The 20,523-nt window shown below is 70.2% G+C and carries 19 protein-coding genes and 1 riboswitch; of the genes, 8 read left to right on the top strand and 11 right to left on the bottom strand.

Annotated features, from left to right (window positions below; all coding sequences use genetic code 11):
- The first annotated feature begins 77 nt into the window (after positions 1-77).
- Both QRN44_RS02680 and QRN44_RS02675 read left to right on the top strand, forming a co-directional pair.
- Positions 78-512: a PTS mannitol transporter subunit IIA gene (locus QRN44_RS02680; RefSeq protein ID WP_064296632.1), complete on the top strand. Its 435-nt coding sequence runs from the start codon at positions 78-80 to the stop codon at positions 510-512.
- Positions 512-1,666 carry a mannitol-1-phosphate 5-dehydrogenase gene (locus QRN44_RS02675; protein WP_121289706.1) on the top strand — a complete coding sequence of 385 codons (1,155 nt, stop codon included), beginning with the start codon at positions 512-514 and terminating at the stop codon, positions 1,664-1,666. Before QRN44_RS02680 ends, QRN44_RS02675 begins: the two co-directional genes overlap by 1 nt.
- A gap of 183 nt (positions 1,667-1,849) precedes the next feature.
- On the opposite strand, the gene QRN44_RS02670 is transcribed toward QRN44_RS02675, so the two are convergent.
- Genes QRN44_RS02670 through QRN44_RS02650 form a run of 5 tightly spaced genes read right to left on the bottom strand, consistent with a single transcriptional unit; the run spans position 1,850 to position 6,072 of the window.
- Complete coding sequence (locus tag QRN44_RS02670; RefSeq protein ID WP_175116244.1) at positions 1,850-3,211, bottom strand: FAD-binding oxidoreductase; 1,362 nt, start codon at positions 3,209-3,211, stop codon at positions 1,850-1,852.
- Positions 3,208-4,362: an N-acetylglucosamine-6-phosphate deacetylase gene (gene nagA, locus QRN44_RS02665; protein WP_285038213.1), complete on the bottom strand. Its 1,155-nt coding sequence runs from the start codon at positions 4,360-4,362 to the stop codon at positions 3,208-3,210. Before nagA ends, QRN44_RS02670 begins: the two co-directional genes overlap by 4 nt.
- Entirely contained in the window at positions 4,359-4,715 is a 357-nt protein-coding gene (locus tag QRN44_RS02660) for a YrdB family protein (RefSeq protein ID WP_231884415.1), read from the bottom strand. Before QRN44_RS02660 ends, nagA begins: the two co-directional genes overlap by 4 nt.
- A 40-nt stretch (positions 4,716-4,755) precedes the next feature.
- Complete coding sequence (gene purU / locus QRN44_RS02655) at positions 4,756-5,652, bottom strand: formyltetrahydrofolate deformylase (RefSeq protein ID WP_369808468.1); 897 nt, start codon at positions 5,650-5,652, stop codon at positions 4,756-4,758.
- 27 nt (positions 5,653-5,679) lie between these two features.
- The gene (locus QRN44_RS02650) at positions 5,680-6,072 is read right to left on the bottom strand and encodes a MerR family transcriptional regulator (protein ID WP_064296627.1); all 393 of its coding nucleotides are present in this window, start codon (positions 6,070-6,072) and stop codon (positions 5,680-5,682) included.
- A gap of 184 nt (positions 6,073-6,256) precedes the next feature.
- On the opposite strand from QRN44_RS02650, the gene QRN44_RS02645 reads away from it, so the two are divergent.
- Positions 6,257-7,483: an MFS transporter gene (locus QRN44_RS02645; RefSeq protein WP_071259432.1), complete on the top strand. Its 1,227-nt coding sequence runs from the start codon at positions 6,257-6,259 to the stop codon at positions 7,481-7,483.
- 39 nt (positions 7,484-7,522) lie between these two features.
- Here the strand turns inward: QRN44_RS02645 and QRN44_RS02640 are convergent, their stop codons facing one another.
- Both QRN44_RS02640 and QRN44_RS02635 read right to left on the bottom strand, forming a co-directional pair.
- Positions 7,523-9,772, bottom strand: coding sequence for a sigma-70 family RNA polymerase sigma factor (locus tag QRN44_RS02640; protein ID WP_285038212.1), 2,250 nt, complete (start codon positions 9,770-9,772; stop codon positions 7,523-7,525).
- Positions 9,773-10,176: 404 nt separating this feature from the next.
- On the bottom strand, positions 10,177-11,679 hold the full coding sequence (locus QRN44_RS02635; RefSeq protein WP_285038211.1) for a beta-N-acetylhexosaminidase: 1,503 nt from the start codon (positions 11,677-11,679) through the stop codon (positions 10,177-10,179).
- A 158-nt stretch (positions 11,680-11,837) separates the two neighbouring features.
- A riboswitch (ZMP/ZTP riboswitch) is annotated at positions 11,838-11,956 on the top strand.
- Positions 11,957-11,998: 42 nt separating this feature from the next.
- Between QRN44_RS02635 and glyA the strand changes: the two genes are divergently transcribed.
- On the top strand, positions 11,999-13,270 hold the full coding sequence (glyA, locus tag QRN44_RS02630; RefSeq protein ID WP_064296623.1) for a serine hydroxymethyltransferase: 1,272 nt from the start codon (positions 11,999-12,001) through the stop codon (positions 13,268-13,270).
- Between the two features lie 11 nt (positions 13,271-13,281).
- The gene (locus QRN44_RS02625; protein WP_071259424.1) at positions 13,282-14,154 is read left to right on the top strand and encodes a bifunctional methylenetetrahydrofolate dehydrogenase/methenyltetrahydrofolate cyclohydrolase; all 873 of its coding nucleotides are present in this window, start codon (positions 13,282-13,284) and stop codon (positions 14,152-14,154) included.
- A 26-nt stretch (positions 14,155-14,180) separates the two neighbouring features.
- On the opposite strand, the gene QRN44_RS02620 is transcribed toward QRN44_RS02625, so the two are convergent.
- From QRN44_RS02620 to QRN44_RS02610, 3 genes are all read right to left on the bottom strand, one after another.
- Positions 14,181-15,098 carry a hypothetical protein gene (locus tag QRN44_RS02620; protein ID WP_121289718.1) on the bottom strand — a complete coding sequence of 306 codons (918 nt, stop codon included), beginning with the start codon at positions 15,096-15,098 and terminating at the stop codon, positions 14,181-14,183.
- 138 nt (positions 15,099-15,236) lie between these two features.
- On the bottom strand, positions 15,237-16,397 hold the full coding sequence (gene galK / locus QRN44_RS02615; RefSeq protein ID WP_285038210.1) for a galactokinase: 1,161 nt from the start codon (positions 16,395-16,397) through the stop codon (positions 15,237-15,239).
- The gene (locus QRN44_RS02610; protein WP_285038209.1) at positions 16,394-17,545 is read right to left on the bottom strand and encodes a galactose-1-phosphate uridylyltransferase; all 1,152 of its coding nucleotides are present in this window, start codon (positions 17,543-17,545) and stop codon (positions 16,394-16,396) included. Before QRN44_RS02610 ends, galK begins: the two co-directional genes overlap by 4 nt.
- An 83-nt stretch (positions 17,546-17,628) precedes the next feature.
- On the opposite strand from QRN44_RS02610, the gene QRN44_RS02605 reads away from it, so the two are divergent.
- Both QRN44_RS02605 and QRN44_RS02600 read left to right on the top strand, forming a co-directional pair.
- Positions 17,629-18,441 (top strand): DeoR/GlpR family DNA-binding transcription regulator, encoded by an 813-nt coding sequence (locus QRN44_RS02605; RefSeq protein WP_064296618.1) that lies wholly within the window; start codon positions 17,629-17,631, stop codon positions 18,439-18,441.
- Between the two features lie 67 nt (positions 18,442-18,508).
- Positions 18,509-19,024, top strand: a complete 516-nt coding sequence (locus QRN44_RS02600) for a YbaK/EbsC family protein (protein WP_121289726.1) — start codon at positions 18,509-18,511, stop codon at positions 19,022-19,024.
- Here the strand turns inward: QRN44_RS02600 and QRN44_RS02595 are convergent.
- Entirely contained in the window at positions 18,966-20,039 is a 1,074-nt protein-coding gene (locus QRN44_RS02595) for a CPBP family intramembrane glutamic endopeptidase (protein ID WP_285038208.1), read from the bottom strand. The genes QRN44_RS02600 and QRN44_RS02595 overlap by 59 nt on opposite strands.
- A gap of 115 nt (positions 20,040-20,154) precedes the next feature.
- Between QRN44_RS02595 and QRN44_RS02590 the strand changes: the two genes are divergently transcribed.
- Positions 20,155-20,511 (top strand): DUF2200 domain-containing protein, encoded by a 357-nt coding sequence (locus QRN44_RS02590; RefSeq protein WP_121290342.1) that lies wholly within the window; start codon positions 20,155-20,157, stop codon positions 20,509-20,511.
- Positions 20,512-20,523: the final 12 nt, after the last annotated feature.

The raw sequence follows: 20,523 nt of genomic DNA, 5'->3' as shown, positions 1-20,523 counted from the left end.
CCGGGCTTTATCCATCGACCCACACCCGGCTCCGGACCGCACCGGCGGAGCCCCGCACGACGAATGCAGAGGAAGACATGTCGCAGGTACTGACCCAGGATCGGATCACCATCGTCACCGGGACGGTGACGCAGGAGGAGGCCATCCGCCGCGCTGCCGACGCCCTCGAAGCGGCCGGAGCCGTGACCGACGAGTACTTCGAGGCCATGCTCGCCCGCGAGCAGTCCGTGTCGACCTACATGGGCAACCTCCTCGCGATCCCGCACGGGACGAACGACGCGAAGGAGGCGGTCCGTGATTCCGCCCTGTCGTTCACCCGCTACGAGACCCCGATCGACTGGGACGGCGACGAGGTCCGCTTCGTCGTCGGCATCGCAGGCAAGGACGGCGGGCACATGGAGATCCTCTCCAAGATCGCCATCATCTTCTCCGAGGACGACGAGGTCGCCAAGCTGCTCGCAGCCGAGACGCCCGAGGAGCTCTACGCGCTCCTGAGTGAGGTCAACGAGTGATGCGAGCCGTCCACTTCGGCGCCGGCAACATCGGGCGCGGCTTCGTCGGCCTGCTCCTCCACGAGGGCGGCTACGAGGTCGTCTTCGCGGACGTCAACGCCGAGCTCATCGATGCGATCGCCGCGGCCGACAGCTACACGGTGCACGAGGTGGGCGACGGCGCGAAGGACACGGTCGTCACCGGGTTCCGCGCGATCAACAGCGCCACCGACGAGGAGGCCCTCGTCCAGGAGATCGCCGCCGCCGAGGTGGTGACCACCGCCGTCGGGCCGACCATCCTGCGCTTCGTCGCCCCGGTCATCGCGCGTGGGATCGCCGCGCGTCCGGCCGACGCCGCTCCGCTCGCCGTCATGGCCTGCGAGAACGCGATCAACGCCACCGACCTCCTCGCCACCGAGGTGCGCCAGGCGGTCGGCGACGAGGCCTGGGCGTCGCTGTCGACCCGGGCCGTGTTCGCCAACACGGCCGTGGACCGCATCGTCCCGGGCCAGCCCGCCGGGCAGGGCATCGACGTGACCGTCGAGACCTTCTACGAGTGGGCCATCGAGACCCCGGCGTTCAACGGCTCGCTGCCGTCGATCCCCGGTGCCCACTTCGTCGAGGAGCTCGCACCGTACATCGAGCGGAAGCTCTTCACCGTGAACACCGGCCACGCCTCCGTCGCCTACTTCGGTGCGCGCGCCGGTATCGGGACCATCGCCGAAGCGCTCGCCGAGCCGTCGATCGCCGCGGCCGTCGGCGCGGTGCTGGAGGAGACCTCCGCGCTGCTCGTCGCCAAGCACGGGCTCGACGTCGACGCGCAACGCGAGTATCGCGAGACGATCCTCCGTCGCTTCGCGAATGTGCACCTGCCCGACACCGTGGAGCGCGTCGGTCGGCAGCCGTTGCGCAAGCTGAGCCGGACCGAGCGGTTCATCGGGCCCGCCGCAGAACTCGCGGAGCGCGGCATGGCCCACGACGCACTCGTCTCGGCCATCGGTGCCGCGCTCGAGTTCGACGTCGCCGACGACGAGCAGAGTGTCCACCTGCAGGCGAAGCTCCACGAGCTCGCGCCGGGCACCTTCGTCGAGGAGGTCACCGGCCTCGCTCCCGAGCATCCGCTGGCTCCCGCGGTGCTCGCGCAGGTCGTCGCCCGACAGGCCTCGCTCGCGTAACGCCCTTCGACAGGCTCAGGGACCGGATCCGTCCGGACCCTGAGCCTGTCGCCGTTCCCGGCCGCTTCCGGCCCCTGGGCCCGCCTCCGGACGCCCGTCGCCGGCCACTGAGCCGGCCTCCGGTCCCTGAGCCGGCCTCCGGTCCCTGAGCCGGCCTCCGGTCCCTGAGCCTGTCGAAGGGCCTCAGAACATCTTGCCCGGGTTGAGGAGGTTCTCGGGGTCGAAGAGCCGCTTGATCCCGTGCTGGAGCGCGAGCTGATCCTCGCCGAGCTCGTCGCCGAGCCAGCGCTTCTTGAGCAGGCCGATGCCGTGCTCGCCGGTGAGGGTGCCGCCGAGCCGCAGCGCGGTGGTGAAGAGGTCGTCGGCGGCCTGCCAGATGAGGTCGGGTACCTCGACACCCTCGAAGACGAAGTTCGGGTGGAGGTTGCCGTCGCCCGCGTGCGCGACCGTCGGGATGGAGATGCCGTAGCGGCGCTCGATCTCGCCGATCGCCGTGAACATCGCCGCCAACTGGCTGCGGGGGACCGACACGTCCTCGATGAGCGGGGTGCCGAACTGCTCGAGCGAGGGATGCAGGGCGCGGCGGACGGCCAAGAGATGCTCACCCGTCGCGTGGTCGGTGGACATCTCGGCACGCCCGCCGCCGGCGTGGAGCACCTCGAGGATCGCGGCGGCCTCCGCCTCGGCGTTCGGGCCGTCGGTCTGGATCACGACGTGGGCCTCTCCGCTGTTCGGGATCGGCAGCTGCAGGTAGCGGTGCACGGCGACGAGCGCGACGGGGTCGAGCAGCTCCATGATCGACGGCTGGATACCGGATGCGGTGACGGCGGCGGTGGCCTCCGCGGCCGAGACGACGCTCGGGAAGTACCCGGCGATGGTCGCGACGGTGCCCGGCGTCACGCGACGGATGCGGACGGTCGCCTCGACGATGACGCCGAGGACGCCCTCGGATCCGACCATGAGACTCGTGAGGTCGAGGCCGGTGACCCCCTTCACGCTCCGGTGCCCGACGCTGATGAGTCGTCCGTCGGCCAGCACCACCTTGAGGGCGAGCACAGCGTCGCGCGTCACGCCGTACTTGGCACAGAGCAGGCCACCGGCGCCGGTCGCGATGTTCCCACCGACGGTCGAGATCGCGCGGCTCGCCGGGTCGGGCGCGAACCAGAGCCCCCTGGCGAGCAGGAGGTCGTTGAAGGCGCCGTTGATGATGCCCGGTTCGACCACCGCGAGGAGGTCGGGTTCGTTGATCTCCAGGACGCGCTGCATCTCGAGCGTCGACAGGACGACCTCGCCCGCGCCGCCGAGTGCACCGCCGGCCAGTCCGGTACCGGCGCCGCGCGTCACGACCGGCGTCCCGGTCGCGGTGGCGATCCGCATGACCGTCTGGACGTCCTCGATGGAGCGTGCGGAGACCACGGCGATGGGTGGGGCGTCGGACACGTGACCCGACTTGTCGGACCGTGCGTCCGCGAGGACGGCGTCCGTCGTCGAGACCGCGTCGCCGAGGGCGTCACGGAGGGCGTCGAGGACGGTCGGCGTCGTCATCGCGGCAGGGCTGATCCGTCGGCCCAGACCGCCTGGACGTTCCACTGGTGGTCGAGGAGGACGGCGTCCGCGGCGTATCCCGGGGCCAGTCGTCCGAAGCGGTCGGCGAGGCCGAGGACACGGGCCGGGGTGCTCGTGAGCGCACCGACCGCCGCGTCCGCCGCGACACCGCTGGTGATGGCGAGTCGGAGCGCCCGGTCGAGCGTCAGCGTCGAGCCGGCGATCGAGTCGCCTTCCACGAGCCGCGCCAGACCGTCGGTCACCTGGACCTCGAGCGCTCCCAGCAGGTAACGGCCGTCGGAGGAACCGGCTGCGGCCATCGCGTCGGTGATGAGTGCGACGCGGCCCGGGGCCTGCTCGAAGGCGAGCTTGGCGACGTCGGGGTGCACGTGTTCGCCGTCGAGGATGAGCTCGACCGTGACCCGCTCGTCGGCGAAGGAGGCGATGATCGGTCCGGGCGCACGGTGGTGGATCCCGTTCATCGCGTTGAACACGTGGGTGACGAGTCGGGCACCGAGATCGAACGCCGTCTTCGTCAGTGCCTCGTCGGCGTCGGTGTGACCCACGGCGACGATGACGCCGGCCTCGACGAGGACCTGGATCGCCTCGAGGGCGTTCGGCAGCTCAGGGGCGATCGTGATCTGCCGGAGCGTGCCTCGGCTGGCGTCGATGAGGCGTTCGACGACGGCCGGGCTCGGGTCGATGAGCGCCCCGGGGTCGTGTGCGCCCTTCTTGGCCGGTGAGAGGAACGGACCTTCGAGGTGGGCTCCGAGGACCAGCGGATCCTCGGCGATGAGGTCGGCGATCCCCTCGAGACTCGCGACGAGGGCGTCGACCGGGTTCGAGACGAGACTGATGAGCGTCCTCGTGGTCCCGTGCGCCCGGTGCACCGCGAGCGCGCGTCCGATGGCGTCGCGTCCGTCGTCGAAGGATGAACCGCCGCCGCCGTGGACGTGGAGGTCGATGAACCCCGGCGTGAGGTGGCCGCCGTGTGCGTCCTGGACGGATGCGTCGTCGCCGACGGGGAGGGACCGCCAGTCGTCGCCGGTACCGGTGGAGCGGATGACACCGTCGACCGCGTGCAGCCAGAAGGCGTCCTGGTGGCCGTCGACGTCGACCTTGGTGGCGGAGTGGATCAGGAGCTCGCTCATGCGAGCTGCTTCCGGCCGCGGATGACACCACTGGCCACGGCGACCACGGCGAAGACGGTCGCGATGATCGGCTGCCCGAGGTGCAACCAGGCGAGCGCCGCCGCCGCGAAGATGAGGAGCTCGACGACCGCCTGGCCGTAGAGGTCGATGCGGATCACGGCGCGCGGCGAGAGGAACAGCGCCCAGAGGATGATCGCCACGACCGGCGCGGCGATCCCGACGACCACGTTCAGGGGGAACGGCCACACCGCGACGCCCCAGAAGCCGAGCGAGAAGAAGGCGAAGAGTTCGAGGAAGAACCGCAGGATCTCGTTGGGGCCGATCTTCACATCGGCGGGAGTTCGTTCAGACACCACACGATTCTACGGCGCGTGGCCGCGAGCCCGCTCCGGGTCAGCGGAAGATGATCGTGCGCGCACCGTCGAGGAGGACGCGGTCCTCGGCGAACCACTTCACCGCCTGGGTGAGGGTGCGGCTCTCCTCGTCCTGACCGATGGCGACGAGCTCCGCGGGGGAGCGGGAGTGGTCCACGCGGACGACGTTCTGCTCGATGATCGGTCCCTCGTCGAGGTCGCTCGTCACGAAGTGCGCGGTCGCACCGATGAGCTTGACGCCGCGCGCGTGCGCCTGCTTGTACGGGTTCGCGCCCTTGAAACCGGGCAGGAAGGAGTGGTGGATGTTGATGGCGCGACCGGCGAGGCGCTCGCAGAGCTCGGGGGACAGGATCTGCATGTACCTCGCGAGGACGACGAGCTCGATGTCGTGCTCCTCGACGGCCTCGACGACCCTGGCCTCGAACGCCGCCTTCGAGGCTGCGTCCGTCACGGGCAGCGCCTCGAAGGGCACGCCGTAGAAGGAGGCGAGATCGCGGAGCGAACCGTGGTTGCTGAGCACGAGGGGGATCTCGACCGGGAGCTGGCCGGCCCGCTGGCGGAAGAGCAGGTCGTTGACGCAGTGTGCCGCCGTCGAGGCCAGGACGAGCGTCCGGAGCGGGCGACCGACGACGTCGAGCCGCCACTGGAGGCCGTACCGTTCGACGACGGGCGCGATGGCCGCCTCGAAGCGCTCGCGCGAGACCGCAGCCTCGACCTGGAGCCGCATGAAGAACCGCCCGGTGTCATCGCTCGAGAACTGCTGGCTCTCGGTGATGTTGCCGTCGGCCTCGACGATCGCGCCGCTGATCGCGTGCACGATACCCGGGCGGTCCTCGCAGATGATCGAGAGCACCCAGTGGACGGAGCGCTCGTGCGTGGTCGATGGCACAGCGGAGGGATCGGTCGAGTTCGTCACCGACTCAGGTTACCGGGACCCGACCGCTCAAGCCGCAGGGACGGACCGCTCGTCGACGAGGTCGGCGTGGGAGGACTGCCGCAGGTACGACCGAACCGTCTCGCGACTCTGCCTCAGGCAGTCGATGCGGGCGTCGATCGAGGCGATCTGCGCATGGAGCGACTCGGCCGTCGCGCGGGAGCAGTCGGGCACGGCACGCGAGGTGCGTGCGTCGTCGAGATCGAGGACCACGCGCACGAGACGGGTCGTGAGCCCCGCGTCGAACAGGTTGTCGACCGTGACGACGTGGTCGATCGCGGACGGTTCGTACTCGTCGGGCGCGTGCGACGCGCGCACGGGCGCCAGGAGTCCCTCCTCCTCGTAGGAGCGGAGCCGGGTGGCCGGGACACCCGTTCGTTCAGCGAGTTCTGCAATGCGCATGAGCGGCCTCTCTGTCACCTTCACGTCAGCTGCAACGTCGGATCGAGCCCTCCGCATTCCCGGCCTCGGGTAGACTCGTCCGCGGTCGCCGGATGTCGGTTGACCCTGGGCGCGCACATCAGCGCGTAGACGAACTCGTCCGCCACGTCCGCCGACGAGTGAACGCCATCGTTGGAGCAATCCGATGACCTCCTCTTCGCCCTCCTCGGCGCGCGCCGCCGAACCCACCAAGCCGTCGTCACCGCCGTTCCCCTGGGTCGGCCTGATCGCGCTCGCGGCGGGCACCTTCCTCTCCGTCACCGGCGAGATGATCCCGACCGGTCTCCTCCCGGAGATGAGCGCCTCGCTCGGCGTCACCGAGTCGCAGATCGGGCTCCTCGTCAGCGTGTTCGCGTTCACGGTGGTGCTGTCCAGCACCGCGCTCATCCACCTCACCAGGCGTGTGCCGCGACACGCGTTGCTCGTGGCCGTCATCGTCGTCCTCGGCGTGAGCACGGGTCTCGGCGCGCTCGCCCCGAACTACGAACTCCTCGTCGCCACCCGGGTGCTCGGTGGGCTCGCCCATGGTGTCTTCTGGGCGGTCGTCGGCGCCTACGCCGGTCACCTGGTCCCGAAGGAACAGCTCGCCCGTGCCGTGTCCGTGACGATCGCCGGAGGCACGCTCGCCTTCGTCCTCGGCGTCCCGCTCAGCACCGCGCTCGGGCACGCGCTCGGCTGGCGGCTCGCGTTCGGCGTGCTCGCCGCAGCCATGCTCCTCGGCGCCGTCGTCGTGTGGTGGAAGCTGCCGCCCGTCGGTCGGGAGGAGTCGCACGCGGCAGCCTCGGGTGCCACGGGCCGTGATCCGAGCGTCATCCCGGTCGCGATCGTCTGCATCGCGGTCGGCGTCATCATGGCGGGCCATTACGCGTTCTACACCTACATCGCACCGTTCCTCATCGGCGAGGTCGGTGTCCCGGCCGGCCAGCTCAGCATCCTCCTCCTCGTCTACGGCGTCGCGGGCGCGATCGGCCTCATCCTCACCGGCAGCGTCTTCGCGAGGCGTGCGACCACCGGCCTGTTCGTCGCCCTGACCGTGTCTGCCGCCATGGTGAGCGTCCTCGCCCTCTCAGCAGGGTGGCTTCCGGGCGCACTCGTCGCGTTCTTCCTCTGGGGGACGGCCTTCGGCATGTTGCCGCCGCTCATGCAGACGCGCCTCCTGCACGCGGCGAGCCCGCGCATCCGCGACACCGCGAACGCGTTCTACACGACCGCGTTCAACACGGGTATCGGTGGCGGTTCGGCGCTCGGAGCGTTGCTCCTCGCCGAGATCGGTCTCGGCGTGCTGCCGTGGGTGTACGTGTGCCTGGCCGTGGTCGCGACCTCGCTCCTCGCCGCGGACGTGCTGCGCACCCGCAGGCGCGAATCCGTCTGATCGAGCACGAGCCGCTGCGGACGCGCTCAGCGTGACCGTTTACGGTACCGCCGGTTCGTCCGTCGTCGGTGCCGGTGAGGCGTCTGCGCCATCGGTCGGCGCGGTGACGTCGGGTGCGGTCTCCACCGGCGTCTCCGTCTCCATCGCCGGATCCGGCTCGGTCGTACTCGGCACGTCCGGCTCCGTCGCGGGAGCCGGTTCCACCGGGATCTGGTCCGCGATCGGTTCGACGACGGCCTGAACAGGGAGCGGAGCGGGAACCGCCTCCGGTGCGGTGTCCAGAACCGCTTCCGGGAGCGGGGCCGTCGCCGGATCGACGGCGGACTCGGTACTCAGGAGGCCGGTCAGCGAAAGATATTCGACTGAGGTCGCCGGTCCCACGCGAGACGGGTCCGCGGGGTCGACGCTCCAGACGCTGAGCTCGTGGAACCCGCCGGCCACGGCGGCGCCGGTGAGCGTCGCCCGACCGTCGGCATCGAGCGCGACGCGCTGCTCGTCACCACCGTCGAGGGTGTACCCGATCGCGCCGTTCGGAGCGCCGCTGATGACGATCGGTGCGTCCGGCTCGAGGATCCGGAACGACAGGATCGTCTCGAATCCGGAGATCGAGGGCCCGGAGATCGTCATGCCGGCAGGTTCCGCGGACTCGGTGACCTGGTCACCGAGGGTCTGGCGCACGGTGAGGGTGAACGTCCCAGACCGGTTGAGGACGACCGGTCCTGTCGACCAGGTCCCGGTCACCGGGGCGGCTGCGACCGATGACCGCTGCGCGGACCCCGGCACGACCGTCGAAGCGACGACGAGGTCGCCGTCGAGGACGTCGATGGTGGCTCCGGCCGCTCCCGTGCCGCTGAACGTGGGCCACAGGTAGCCACCGCCGGAGTCGGCGACCATGGTCGGCACCGGGAGCGCCGTGGGTTCGGTCGGGTCGACGGGATCGACCGGGGTGACGGGCGGAGCGACCGGTGGGGCAGTGGGCGTTGGAACCTGCGGGGAGAGCACGACGGGATCCGGCGTCCCATCCTCGTTCGGACTCGGACTCGGACTCGGACTCGGAGTCGGATTCGGTGCCGGGGAGGAGGGTGTCGGCGTCGGGCCGGCGATCGGGGCCGCATCCGGGGATGGGGCGGCGGGCGGATCGGTGGGCCCAGCAGCCGTGCCGGAGGTCGGCGTGTCGGCGGTCGGCGGGAACACCACCGGACCCAGGACGAGCGCGGCGGCGGTCACCGCCGCGACGACGCCGACACCGACCGCGGCGATGATCCCGCCGGAGAGACCGGCCGCCGCAGCACCCGCGGCGCCGGCACCCGACGCGGCGCCCGCACCCGACGCGGCGCCGGCACCCGATGCGGCGCCACTGGAACCGGCTGCACCGGAGGCCGCCACCCCACCGGAGGCCGCCACCGAGGTGCCCAGGTGCGCCGTCAATGCGACCCCACCGGTGACACCGGCGGGCATCGCGGCGACCGCGGTCGCCGACGGGCCGTTCGCCTGCAACCAAGCGGTGTAGCCGGCCGCACCGGCAGCGCCTGCGACGAGGGGGAGGAGGACGAGCGCCATGCGCGAGCCGACCTCCTTCGCCTCAGCGGCCACGATGGTGCACCGCTGACAGGCGTCCAGGTGCGACTCGACCTTGGCCGTGTCCCGGGCGGAGAGGTTCCCGCGCGCGTACGATCCGAGCCTGCTGATCGTGAAGGCGTGCTCCGAGTCGTCGTCGACGGCCTGCAGGTGCGCCTGGATCCACGCTTCGCGCAGCCCCTCGCGTGCTCGGTAGGCGAGCGCGGACACCGAGTTGGCCTTCATCCCGAGGAGCGGCGCGACCTCCGCAGGCGTCATCGCCTCGATCTCCGTGTACCAGAGCACCTCCTGCCACCGGGTCGGCAGGCTCCGGAACGCTCGGGCACTCAGGCTGCGATCGAGGGCCTCGATCGAGGAGGCCTCGTTCGTGTCCGGGTCCTCGAAGGAGTCCAGGGTGTCGAGCGAGGTCTCCCGACGCGATCGGCCCCACGCGGCCGCCGTGTTCCGGATGGTGGTGAACAGGTAGGGGCGGAAGGCGCCGGTGGGTCCCTTCCCGCGACGGACCGCCTGATAGATGCGGGCGAAGGACTCCGAGACGAGGTCGTCGGGATCGAGGCTCGAGGTGACGGACCTGGCGACGGTCCGTCCGGCGTTCGAGTGTCGTCGCCACAGCTCCGCGTAGGCGTCTTGCGAGCCCGTGCGGGTGCGCTCGATGAGCTCGGCATCCGATCGCTCGGTGAGCGATGAAGCCGGGGATGTGTCCAGGCTCATGATGCCTCCGTCTGCGAGCTGCGCACTACCGGGCACCGTGCCCGCCCAAGAGAGTCGGGTGGAGCGGGATCATGACGCCGATCCCTCATCTTGGCACGGGGTGTCTCGCGGACAGCCGCTGGCGCCGAGGAAGATCCGTTCCGATTGTTCCGGGAAACCGCGTCATGACCTGTTCGGGATGCACTCTCTCAGGATGAACAGCAGGATTCCCGGCGACGGGGACCCGGCTGGGCCGTCCTCGGACGGCCACGATGCGCGCCACGGCCGGTGTGCATCGGGCAACGGACCCGAAACGTTGCAGATCTCGACGGGAGGGGGCGCCTTCGTGCGTACCCGTCGACAGGCCGGGAGTGGTGCTCGGGGGCGAGCGCCACTCCCGGCCGCCTTCCCGTCCGTCGCCCGGATCAGTCGAGCCAGCCGACCTCGGGGGAGCGGTGGAAGGCGATGCCCGCGGCCGACCAGCCCTGAGCGAGGTCGGCCAGCCGGTCCCGGAAGTCGCTCCAGTCCGGCGTGCGTCGCTCCGACCAGCCGATCTCCGCGATGGACGCGATCCTGGGGAAGACGAGGAACTCGAGCGTCTGCACGTCGGCCACGGTCTCCGTCCAGAGCGGGGCCTCGACGCCGAGGATGTCCTGCTCTCCGACACCTTCGACGATCTCGGTCGGCTCCCAGACGGCGGAGCGTTCGACACTCGTGGGGCCGTCCGCCCAGGTGAGGCCGGCCGTCGCGACGCCGGGGTACTGCATGTCGAGGTAGGCGGCGTCGGCCGGAGACATGATGACCTGCCCGCCCTGATCCACGAACGAGCGCAGCTTGTCGGCGTGGCCGTCCTCGGGGGAGACGTAGTTCCAGTACTGGCCGATGGTGCCGGGGGCGAGGTCCCGAGACGCGCCGAACTCGTGCCAGGCGATCGCGGTCTTCCCGGTCGTGGCGATCAGCTCGGACACCCGACGGGCGAAATGGAGGAAGTCCGCCTCGGGGGTGGCGAGCGCTTCATCGCCGCCGAGGTGGAGGTAGGGGCCCGGGGTCATCGCGGCGAGCTGGGTGAAGACGTCGTCGAGGAACGTGTAGGTGGACTCGGCATGGATGTCGAGGCTCGAGAAGCCGACCTCCGTGCCGGTGTAGGGCTCGCGGGCGACGCCGTCCGGGTTGAGTTCGGGATACGCCGCGAGGACCGCGTTCGTGTGTCCGGGGACGTCGATCTCGGGGACGATCGTGACGCGGCGGTCGGCGGCGTACTCGATGATCGCCTGGTAGTCGTCGGCACTGTACGAGCCGCCCGCACCACCACCGACCGCGGTCGCCGCACCGATCCCGGTGAGCTCCGGCCACCCGGCGATCTTGAGGCGCCACCCCTGGTCGTCGGTGAGGTGCAGGTGCAGGTGGTTGAGCTTGAGTGCGGCGATCTGGTCGATGAACCGCTGCACCTGCGCGACCGTGAAGAAGTGCCTCGCGACGTCGAGCATCGCGCCGCGGTACGCGAAGCGCGGCGCGTCGTCGATGACGGTCGCTGCGATGATCCAGTCCTGTGCGCCGGCCGTCGATGCCCAGTTGGCCGGCGGGAGGAGCTGCCTGAGTGTCTGCGTGCCATGGTGGACCCCGTCGGCGTCTGCGCCGACGATCTCGACACCGGAGGCCACGGCGGTCAATCGGTAGGCCCCGCTCGTCGTGGACAGGCGGGGGTCGACCGACAGCGAGATGTCCGCACCCGCCAAGTCCACGACCTCCTCCGTGTCGGTGGTCTCGACCGGGAGGTCGAAGCCCGTCGAGGCGCGCAGGGCCTCGGCGAGGATCCGAGCCGTGGTCGCCGCCGACGGGTCGGTACGGATCACCGAATCCGCCGACAACCGGAACGGGGGAGCGGAGGCGTCCGTGGTCTGCGACATGGGGCGGGGCAGCAGGCTCATACGTGGTTCCTTCAGCGTCGGCGACGCGGGATCGTGGGGCCGGAACGGGGTTTGTTCGGAGGGTGAACAAGCGTCGGGCCATCTTGACACACCGGCCCCCGCCGCTGCCCGCCCCATCCACAGGACGGTGCGCGTCGGGCGTCCCGTTGCTATGCTGCTAGCAGTCGCAACTGGCGTATAGACGGAGTTCCGCTCCGCCTCAGATGGTTCACCATCGGGGAGCGACCCTGCACCTTGAAGACAAGGGCGGATTCGGCCGCACGCCTGGGCCGAAACGGCACATCACCGACATCCGTTCTGTCACAAAAGGGAGCCAGTCTTGTCCGACACCTTCAACGCGCCACTCTCCGAGGTCGATCCCGAGATCGCTGCGGTCCTCGAGCAGGAGCTCGGTCGCCAGCGCAACACCCTCGAGATGATCGCGAGTGAGAACTTCGTGCCCGTCTCCGTCCTGCAGTCGCAGGGCAGCGTCCTCACCAACAAGTACGCCGAGGGCTACCCGGGTCGTCGCTACTACGGCGGCTGCGAGTTCGTCGACATCGCCGAGTCCCTCGCGATCGAGCGGGCCAAGAGCCTCTTCGGTGCCGCATACGCGAACGTCCAGCCGCACTCGGGCGCCACGGCCAACGCCGCGGTCCTCTCGGCGATCGCCACCCCCGGCGACACCATCCTCGGTCTCGAGCTCGCCCACGGTGGTCACCTCACCCACGGCATGAAGCTCAACTTCTCCGGCAAGCTCTACAACGCCGTCTCCTACGGCGTCGACCCCGAGACCTTCCTCGTCGACATGGACGTCGTCCGCGACAAGGCACTCGAGCACAAGCCCCAGGTCATCATCGCCGGCTGGTCCGCCTACCCGCGCCAGCTCGACTTCGCCGCGTTCCGCGCGATCGCCGACGAGGTCGGTGCGAAGCTCTGGGTCGACATGGCGCACTTCGCCGGCCTCGTCGCGGCAGGCGTCCACCCGTCGCCCGTGCCGTTCGCCGACGTCGTGTCCTCCACCGTGCACAAGACCATCGGCGGCCCGCGCTCCGGCTTCATCGTGAGCCGCGACATGGAGCTCGCCAAGAAGCTCAACTCGAACGTGTTCCCCGGCCAGCAGGGCGGACCGCTCATGCACGTCATCGCCGCCAAGGCGACCGCGTTCAAGCTCGCCGCCACGGCGGAGTTCAAGGACCGCCAGGAGCGGACGCTCCGCGGTGCCAAGCTCCTCGCCGAGGCGCTCACCTCCGAGGCGTCGAAGGCCGCCGGCATCGACGTCCTCACCGGCGGCACCGACGTGCACCTCGTGCTCGCCGACCTCCGCACCTCCGAGCTCGACGGCCAGCAGGCCGAAGACCTCCTCCACGAGGTCGGCATCACGGTCAACCGCAACTCGGTGCCGTTCGACCCGCGCCCGCCGATGGTCACCTCCGGCCTGCGGATCGGTACCCCGGCACTCGCGACGCGTGGCTTCGGCGACACCGAGTTCGCCGAGGTCGCCGACATCATCGCTCTCGCGCTGCGCAACGGTGCCGAGGCCGGAGCCCTCCGGGAGCGCGTCACGGCGCTCGCCGAGCGCTTCCCGCTCTACCCCGGCCTCCAGCAGTAGGGCGCGGGCGCATGACCGCACAGATCCTCGACGGCAAGGCAACGGCCGCCGCCATCAAGTCCGAACTCGCGATCGAGGTGGCAGCGCTCAAGGAGCGCGGCATCTCGGTCGGGCTGGGCACCGTCCTCGTCGGTTCCGACCCCGGTTCGCAGTGGTACGTCGCCGGCAAGCACCGCGACTGCGCCGAGGTCGGCATGGAGTCCATCCGACGCGACCTGCCCGAGACGGTCTCGCAGGAGGAGCTCGAGGCCGTCCTCGACGAGCTCAACGCCGACGAGAGCTGCACCGGCTACATCGTGCAGCTGCCGTTGCCGAAGCACATCGACACCGACGCGATCCTCGAGCGCATCGATCCCGAGAAGGACGCCGACGGGCTCCACCCGACCAACCTCGGTCGTCTCGTGCTCAATGTGAACCGCCCGATCCACACACCGTTGCCGTGCACGCCGAAGGGCGTCATCGAGCTGGTGGAACGTCACGGGATCAGCTGGGCGGGTAAGCACGTCGTCGTCGTGGGCCGCGGGGTCACCGTCGGTCGCGCGATCGGCCCGCTGCTCACCCGTCGCGAATACAACGCGACGGTCACGCTGACGCACACCGGAACTGTCGGACTCGACGACATCCTCCGCACCGCCGACGTGATCGTCGCCGCGGCGGGCGTCCCCGGGATCGTCACGCGCGATGCCGTGAAGCCGGGCGTCATCGTCCTCGACGTCGGGGTGAGCCGGGAGACCGACCCCGAGACCGGCAAGTCCCGGGTCGTCGGCGACGTCGCCCCTGACGTGGCCGAGGTCGCCTCGTGGATCAGCCCGAACCCCGGTGGTGTCGGCCCCATGACGAGAGTCGGACTCCTCGCCAACGTCGTCCGCATGGCCACCCCCTGACCCAGCCCGCGAACTGTCACTCGACGCTAGTCCGGCGCCCCGCGATTAGCCGGAAGTGACAGTTCGCGAGCCAGGGCGGTGAGGATGGGCGACGGGTCCGTCAGGTGCGAGCGATTCACCCGGATGACCCGCCAGCCCGCTGCCATGACTCGGTCGAGGCGATCGATGTCGTGGAAGATCTGCCGTTCATCCGAGAAGTGGGTGCCGCCGTCGTATTCGACGAGGACCCGCTGTTCGGGATACACCAGGTCGCCCAAGGCCAGAAACCGTCCGAGGGCGTCTGAGATGACCTCGTTGACGAGTGGTTCCGGAAGGCCCGCGCGGACGATCAGCAGGCGCAATGCGGTCTCCATCGGCGAATCCGTCCGAGGCCGCATCATCGAGAACGCGAGCCGCAGCCGCTTCGCGCCGCGACGGCCGTTCATCCGTGCCAGCCCGCGGACGATCTGCTGCTCCGATGCCAGTGGTCGCCTGCGGCGGAGCAACACATCGCCGGCGATCACCAGGTCGTCCAAGAGGAGTCGGGTTCCGAGCTGACACCAGGCATCGACGGCGGTCAGTACCGGCAGCCCTTCGACGGCGACGACCTCCCAGTGGTCCCCGTCGAGTTGATGCCCACGCACGCCCGATCCTCGAGGCGCGCGTGCCGGCGCGATGGACGCGACGTCGAGTGGTGCCTCGTGTTCCCAGGTGGGCACGGGGAGGCCGTGCAAGGCCGCCGCGCTCACGTGGCTGAAGAACTGCCCATCGTGGAGGAGTGGGGCATAGGCGTGACAGCGTCCGGGGATGTCCGTGGGCTGGTCGAGCGGTGCCCGGACGCCTCGGTGCGGCGTGGCGAGGTCGCGCGCTCGTAGCCGCGATCGAGGCACGCCGAGTTCGTCGGCTTCGGCCATGGAGAACGGCTGCTTGCTGAGTTCGAGGGGGAGGGGACGTCGGCGGACCATCCCACCACGGTGCCGACTGCGGCGTCTCAGCGTCGGAAGTTCTCCACACCCAGCCCGCGAACTGTCACTCGACGCTAGTCCGAGCGGCCGGGACTAGCCGGAATTGACAGTTCGCGGGCAGGGGTGGGAAGGGGAAGGTCAGGACTCTCGGGTGGCTCCGGCGGCGGGACGGACGGGGAAGATGGTCGGGGCGGTGAAGGACGCCTCGGCGAAGGCCGCCGTGACCGCCTCGGCCACGGCCGATGCCAGGGCGACGGGGACCAGGGCGATCGCCGCACCCCCGAAGCCACCACCGGTCATGCGCGACCCGATCGCACCCGCCGCCATCGACGTCTCGACGGCCAGGTCGAGTTCCGGAACCGAGATCTCGAAATCGTCCCGCATCGACGCGTGGGAGGCCACGAGCAGCTCGCCGATCGACGTCGGCCCGTGCTCGCGCAGGGTCCGGACGGTGTCGAGGACACGCTGGTTCTCCGTCACGACGTGACGGACGCGGCGGAAGGTCTCGTCGTCGAGCAGCTCGCGAGCGCGCTCGAGGTCGCCGACCGTGATGTCGCGGAGCGAGTCGGCGCCGAGCGCTGCGGCCCCCGCCTCGCAGGACGCCCGACGTGCGGCGTACCCGCCCGAGACGTGGGCGTGCTCGACGCGCGTGTCGATGACGAGCAGCTCGAGGTCGTGCTCCTCGAAGCCGAGGGGGATGACATCGGTCTCGAGCGAGCGGCAGTCGAGGAAGACGCCGCAGTCACGCCGGCCGAGGAGCGACGCCGACTGGTCCATGATGCCGGTCGGTGCGCCGACAGCTCGGTTCTCGGCGAGCTGGCAGATCTTCGCGAGCGTCCGGCGGTCGTGGTCGAGGTGCCAGATCTCGTTCAGTGCGACGCCGACCGAGGCCTCGATGGCCGCGGAGGAGGACAGGCCGGCCCCGACCGGGACGTCGGAGTCGATGTAGATGTCGACACCGGGCACCTCCTGCAAGGGTGCCCCGAACTGGCCGAGCGCCCACGCGACGCCGAGCGGGTAGGCGGACCAGCCGTGCAGTGCGTCGGGATCGAGCGCGCGCACCGAGACCTCGACGATCTCGGGTGAGAAGCTGCTCGAGACCCGGATGCGGTCGTCGTCGCGACGCCGGACGGCTGCGACGGTGCGGCGGTCGATCGCCATCGGGAACACGAAGCCGTCGTTGTAGTCGGTGTGCTCGCCGATGATGTTCACGCGGCCGGGCGCGGTCCAGAGGCCATGCGGCTCGCTGCCGAAGGCGTTCTCGAATCCGCTCGTGGCGGTGCGCTGCAGGTCGGTCATACGGGGTTCTCCTCATCGGCTGCGGCGATCGCGGCGCGCAGGGCGGTGGCGGTGGTCTCGGGCGGGACGTCGCCGATCCAGGCGCCCATGGCGGCCTCGGAGCCGGCCAGGTACTTCAGGCGGTCGGCTCCGCGACGCGGGGAGGTGAGCTGCAGGTGGAGTCGGAGCTCGTCGCGGTGGACGCGGGTCGGGGCCTGGTGCCAGGCGGCGATGTACGGGGTCGGGGTGTCGTAGAGGGCGTCGACTCCCCGCAGCAACCGCAGGTAGAGACCGGCGAGCTCGTCCCGTTCTTCGAGCGAGGTCGCGGCGAAGTCGGGCACGTGCCGGTGGGGGAGCAGGTGCACCTCGATGGGCCAGCGCGCGGCGAACGGGACGAACGCCGTCCAGTACTCGCCGGCGAGGACGACGCGCTCGTCGGCCTGCTCAGCGGCGAGGACGTCGGCGAAGAGTCCGGGACCGTAGGCCTCGCTTGCGGCGATGAGTCGCTGCGTGCGCGGGGTCACGTAGGGGTAGGAGTAGATCTGCCCGTGCGGGTGGTGGAGGGTGACACCGATCTGTTCGCCACGGTTCTCGAAGGGGAACACCTGCTGGATCGAGTCGATCTGCGACAGCGCGTGCGTCCGGCGGGCCCACGCTTCGATCACCGTGCGCGCCCGGGTGCGGGACAGCGAGCCGAAGGAACCGGTGCTGGACGGGCTGAAGCTCACGACCTCGCATCGCCCGACCGAGGTGCGGGTCCGGCCGATCCCGATCGTCTCGAGGTCGGCGAGGTCGACCGGTGCGTTCTCGTCTTCGAGCAGCGGTCCGAAGGACGGCGACTTGTTCTCGAAGACCGCGACGTCGTACTGGTCGGGGATCTCGGAGGGGTTCGAGGGGCTCGCAGGCGCGAGCGGGTCGAGGTTCGCGGGTGGCAGCATCACCCGGTTCTGGCGGGCGGCGGCGATCGAGATCCACTCACCCGTCAGGGGGTCCTGGCGCATGGACGCGGTCGGTGGTCGTGGCGCGAGTTCGCGTGCGTCGGGCAGGCGCTCCGCGGGCAGCGTCGTGTCGACGTCGTCGAAGTAGATGAGTTCGCGACCGTCGGCGAGGCGCTGGGTCGAGCTCGCGATCGCCGAGTCGATGACGAAGGTGTCGTCGAGTGGGGGCATGGGGATCCTCAGAACGGGTTGTCGAAAGGAAACGTACAACGTTTCGCCTTGAAAAGTATAGGCAGGTCAGCGAAGATTCAAGCATGTCCGACGACGAGCCGATGCAGTTGCCCGCCCCACTGCGACGCGACCGCATCCGCGAGCTCCTCGATGAGCGCGGCTTCGTGCGCGTCGCCGACATCTCCGACGACTTCGGCGTCTCCCGGGTGACCGCCCGGACGGACCTCGACACCCTCGTCGACCAGGGCGAGGCCGTCCGCGTGCACGGAGGTGCGATGCCCGTGCAGGGACGCGGCGCCGTCGAGTCGCCGATCGAACTCGCGACCGCGACCTCGGCCCACGCGAAGCAGCGGATCGGAGAGGCGGCGGCCGCGATGGTGCGCTCCGGTCAGAGCGTGATCGTCGACGTCGGCAGCACCGGCCTCGCCCTCGCCCGCGCGCTCAAGGCTCGCCGCGACCTCGCCGACGTCGTGGTCATCACGAACGGCCTGACCATCGCGCTCGAACTCGAGTCGGAGATCCCGAGGTTCTCGGTGATCGTCACTGGTGGATCGCTTCGGCCGCTCCAGCACTCGCTCGTCGATCCGCTCGCCGGTTCGCTGCTCGGCCAGGTCCACGCCGATCTCGCCTTCATCGGGTGCAACGGTGTCGACGCAGGCCATGGCGTGACCAACGTCAACCTGCCCGAGGCCGAGGTGAAGGCCAGGATGGTTCGCGCCGCCGAGCGGGTGGTCGTGGTCGCCGACGCCTCGAAGCTCGGTGTGCGGCAGCTCGGCCGGATCGCCGGCCTCGAGGCTTTCGACGCCCTCCTGACCGACGACGGGGCCGCGCCCGAGACCATCGCACTCCTCCGGGAAGCGGGCCTCGCGGTGACGTTGGTCCCACTCGGCGACTGACCTCGCGCCGCGTGCCGCTGCGTCTGGGTACTCGCGCGTCGACGGCCCGGTGCGGCAGCATGGTCGCATGACTGATCGAGCGCATCCGGCCGTGTCCATCGTCGAGCAGACGCTGCGTGATCGCGGGGCCCAGGGCGAGATCACCTGGCTCGACGATGCTGCTCGAACCGCGGCGCTCGCAGCGGAAGCCCTGGGGATCGAGGTCGGGGCGATCGCGAACTCCCTCGTGTTCACGCTCGACCGCGAGCCGACCCTGATCCTCACGAGCGGTGCCCATCGTGTCGACACCGCCTGGGTGGGCGGGCGGCTCGGTGGACGGCTGAAGCGTGCTGACGCCGAGGTCGTCAGGGCGGCGACGGGACAGGTCATCGGCGGCGTCGCGCCCGTCGGTCACCCGGAACCGATCCGCACCTACGTGGACGAGGCGCTCGCCGCCTACCCGGAGGTCTGGGCCGCAGCCGGCCATGCGCACACGGTGTTCCCGACGACCTTCGAGGAGCTCGTGCGAGTGACCGGCGGGCAGGTCATCGCGGTGAAGCCGCCGACGGATCCTGCGGGGTCGTCGGCAGCTGCGTCGGTGTAGCCACCGGAGCGGCCATGGCGGTCGGCGGCGTTCCCTGCTGCTTTGTCACCCGGCTCGGCGGCAGCGGAGCCGTCGCGATCACGCCGTTCCTGCGCCCCCACCAGGTGCTCACGACGGCTGCGGCGACGCAGAGCGCCATCGGGATGAGCATGAACGGTCCGCCGGCGCCCTCGCCTCGCTCGAAGACCTGGTCGGTCTGCGACATGAGGGCCGTGGGGACGAGGAGCAGGACGTTGTTCGTCGCATGGATGAGCACCGGCGCCTCGAGGCCACCGGTCCCGCGGGCGGCGAAGGACATCGAGGCGCCGAACACGAAGTAGTAGGCGATGAGCCAGGGGTCGCCGGCGAAGTGCACCGAGGCGAAGACCGCGCCGGAGACGACCGTGCCGACGAGGAACGCGGTGATCGGGCGACTGAACCAGGATCCGACGGAGCGCTGGATGAGGCCGCGCGCCCCGTACTCCTCACCGGCAGACTGCAGCGGCGTCGTGAGGATCACGACGAGGAGCATCGCGATCATGGTGCCGTCGACCACGATGGGCTCGAGCGGGGAGAGCAGGACGGACGCGCCGACGTACACGATCCACACCGGGACGATGATGAGCGCGAGACGCCCGAGCCAGCGCCAGCGGAAGCGCCCCTCCACCGAGGACAGCCACCGTGGACGGATGCCGAAGATCGCCCACTGGATGAGCATCGACACCGGGATGAGCGCGGCGAGCGACAGGTTGTTCGCGAGCATCGTGACCGGTGTCAGCGTCATGAGGCCGTTCGCGACGTCGTCGAGCGTGTACGCCCCGGTGGCCACGTCCACGATGAGCGCGATGCCGCCGAGTGCGATCGAGAGGATCAGGAACCCGACGACGAGCAGGAGGAGCGCGAGTGCGCCACGCCACCAGGCTGGTGCGGCGCGGAGGGCGTGGTCGTACGTCGCGAGCTGCCGCTGAGGCACGGCCGGATCGACGGGCGAGGGCGATGGCGAAGGCGTCTGCGGGTGCTGTCCAGGGTTCGTCATGCTGCCAGGGTAGGCAGCCGTCGCGGCAGCACGCGTCCCCCGAGCGATGGACGACGAGCGACGGATACCCAGTTCGACCTGGTCCCGAACGCGCGACGGTGGGAGACTGCCAGGTATGGCCGGACATCGCATCTTCACGACGAGCTTCGCCAGCGTGTACCCGCTCTACGTCGCGAAGGTGGAGCGGAAGGGCCGTACGAAGGCCGAGGTGGATCAGGTCATCACCTGGCTCACGGGCTACGACGACGCCGCGATCGAACGGGTGCTCGCCGACGGTACCGACTTCGAGACCTTCTTCGCCGACGCGCCGGCTATACACCCCAATGCGTCGCTCATCACGGGCCTCATCTGTGGCATCCGCGTCGAGGAGATCGAGGATCCCCTGATGCAGCGCGTCCGTCAGCTGGACAAGCTCGTGGACGAGGTCGCGAAGGGGAAGAAGATGACCTCGATCCTCCGCACCTCCGCCTGACGGCCGACCGCG

The organism is Plantibacter sp. lyk4-40-MEA-4 (assembly GCF_030209415.1).
Lineage (GTDB): Bacteria > Actinomycetota > Actinomycetes > Actinomycetales > Microbacteriaceae > Plantibacter > Plantibacter flavus_A.
Note: the sequence above shows the minus strand (reverse complement) of the source record. Positions and strands in the feature narration are given on the sequence as shown.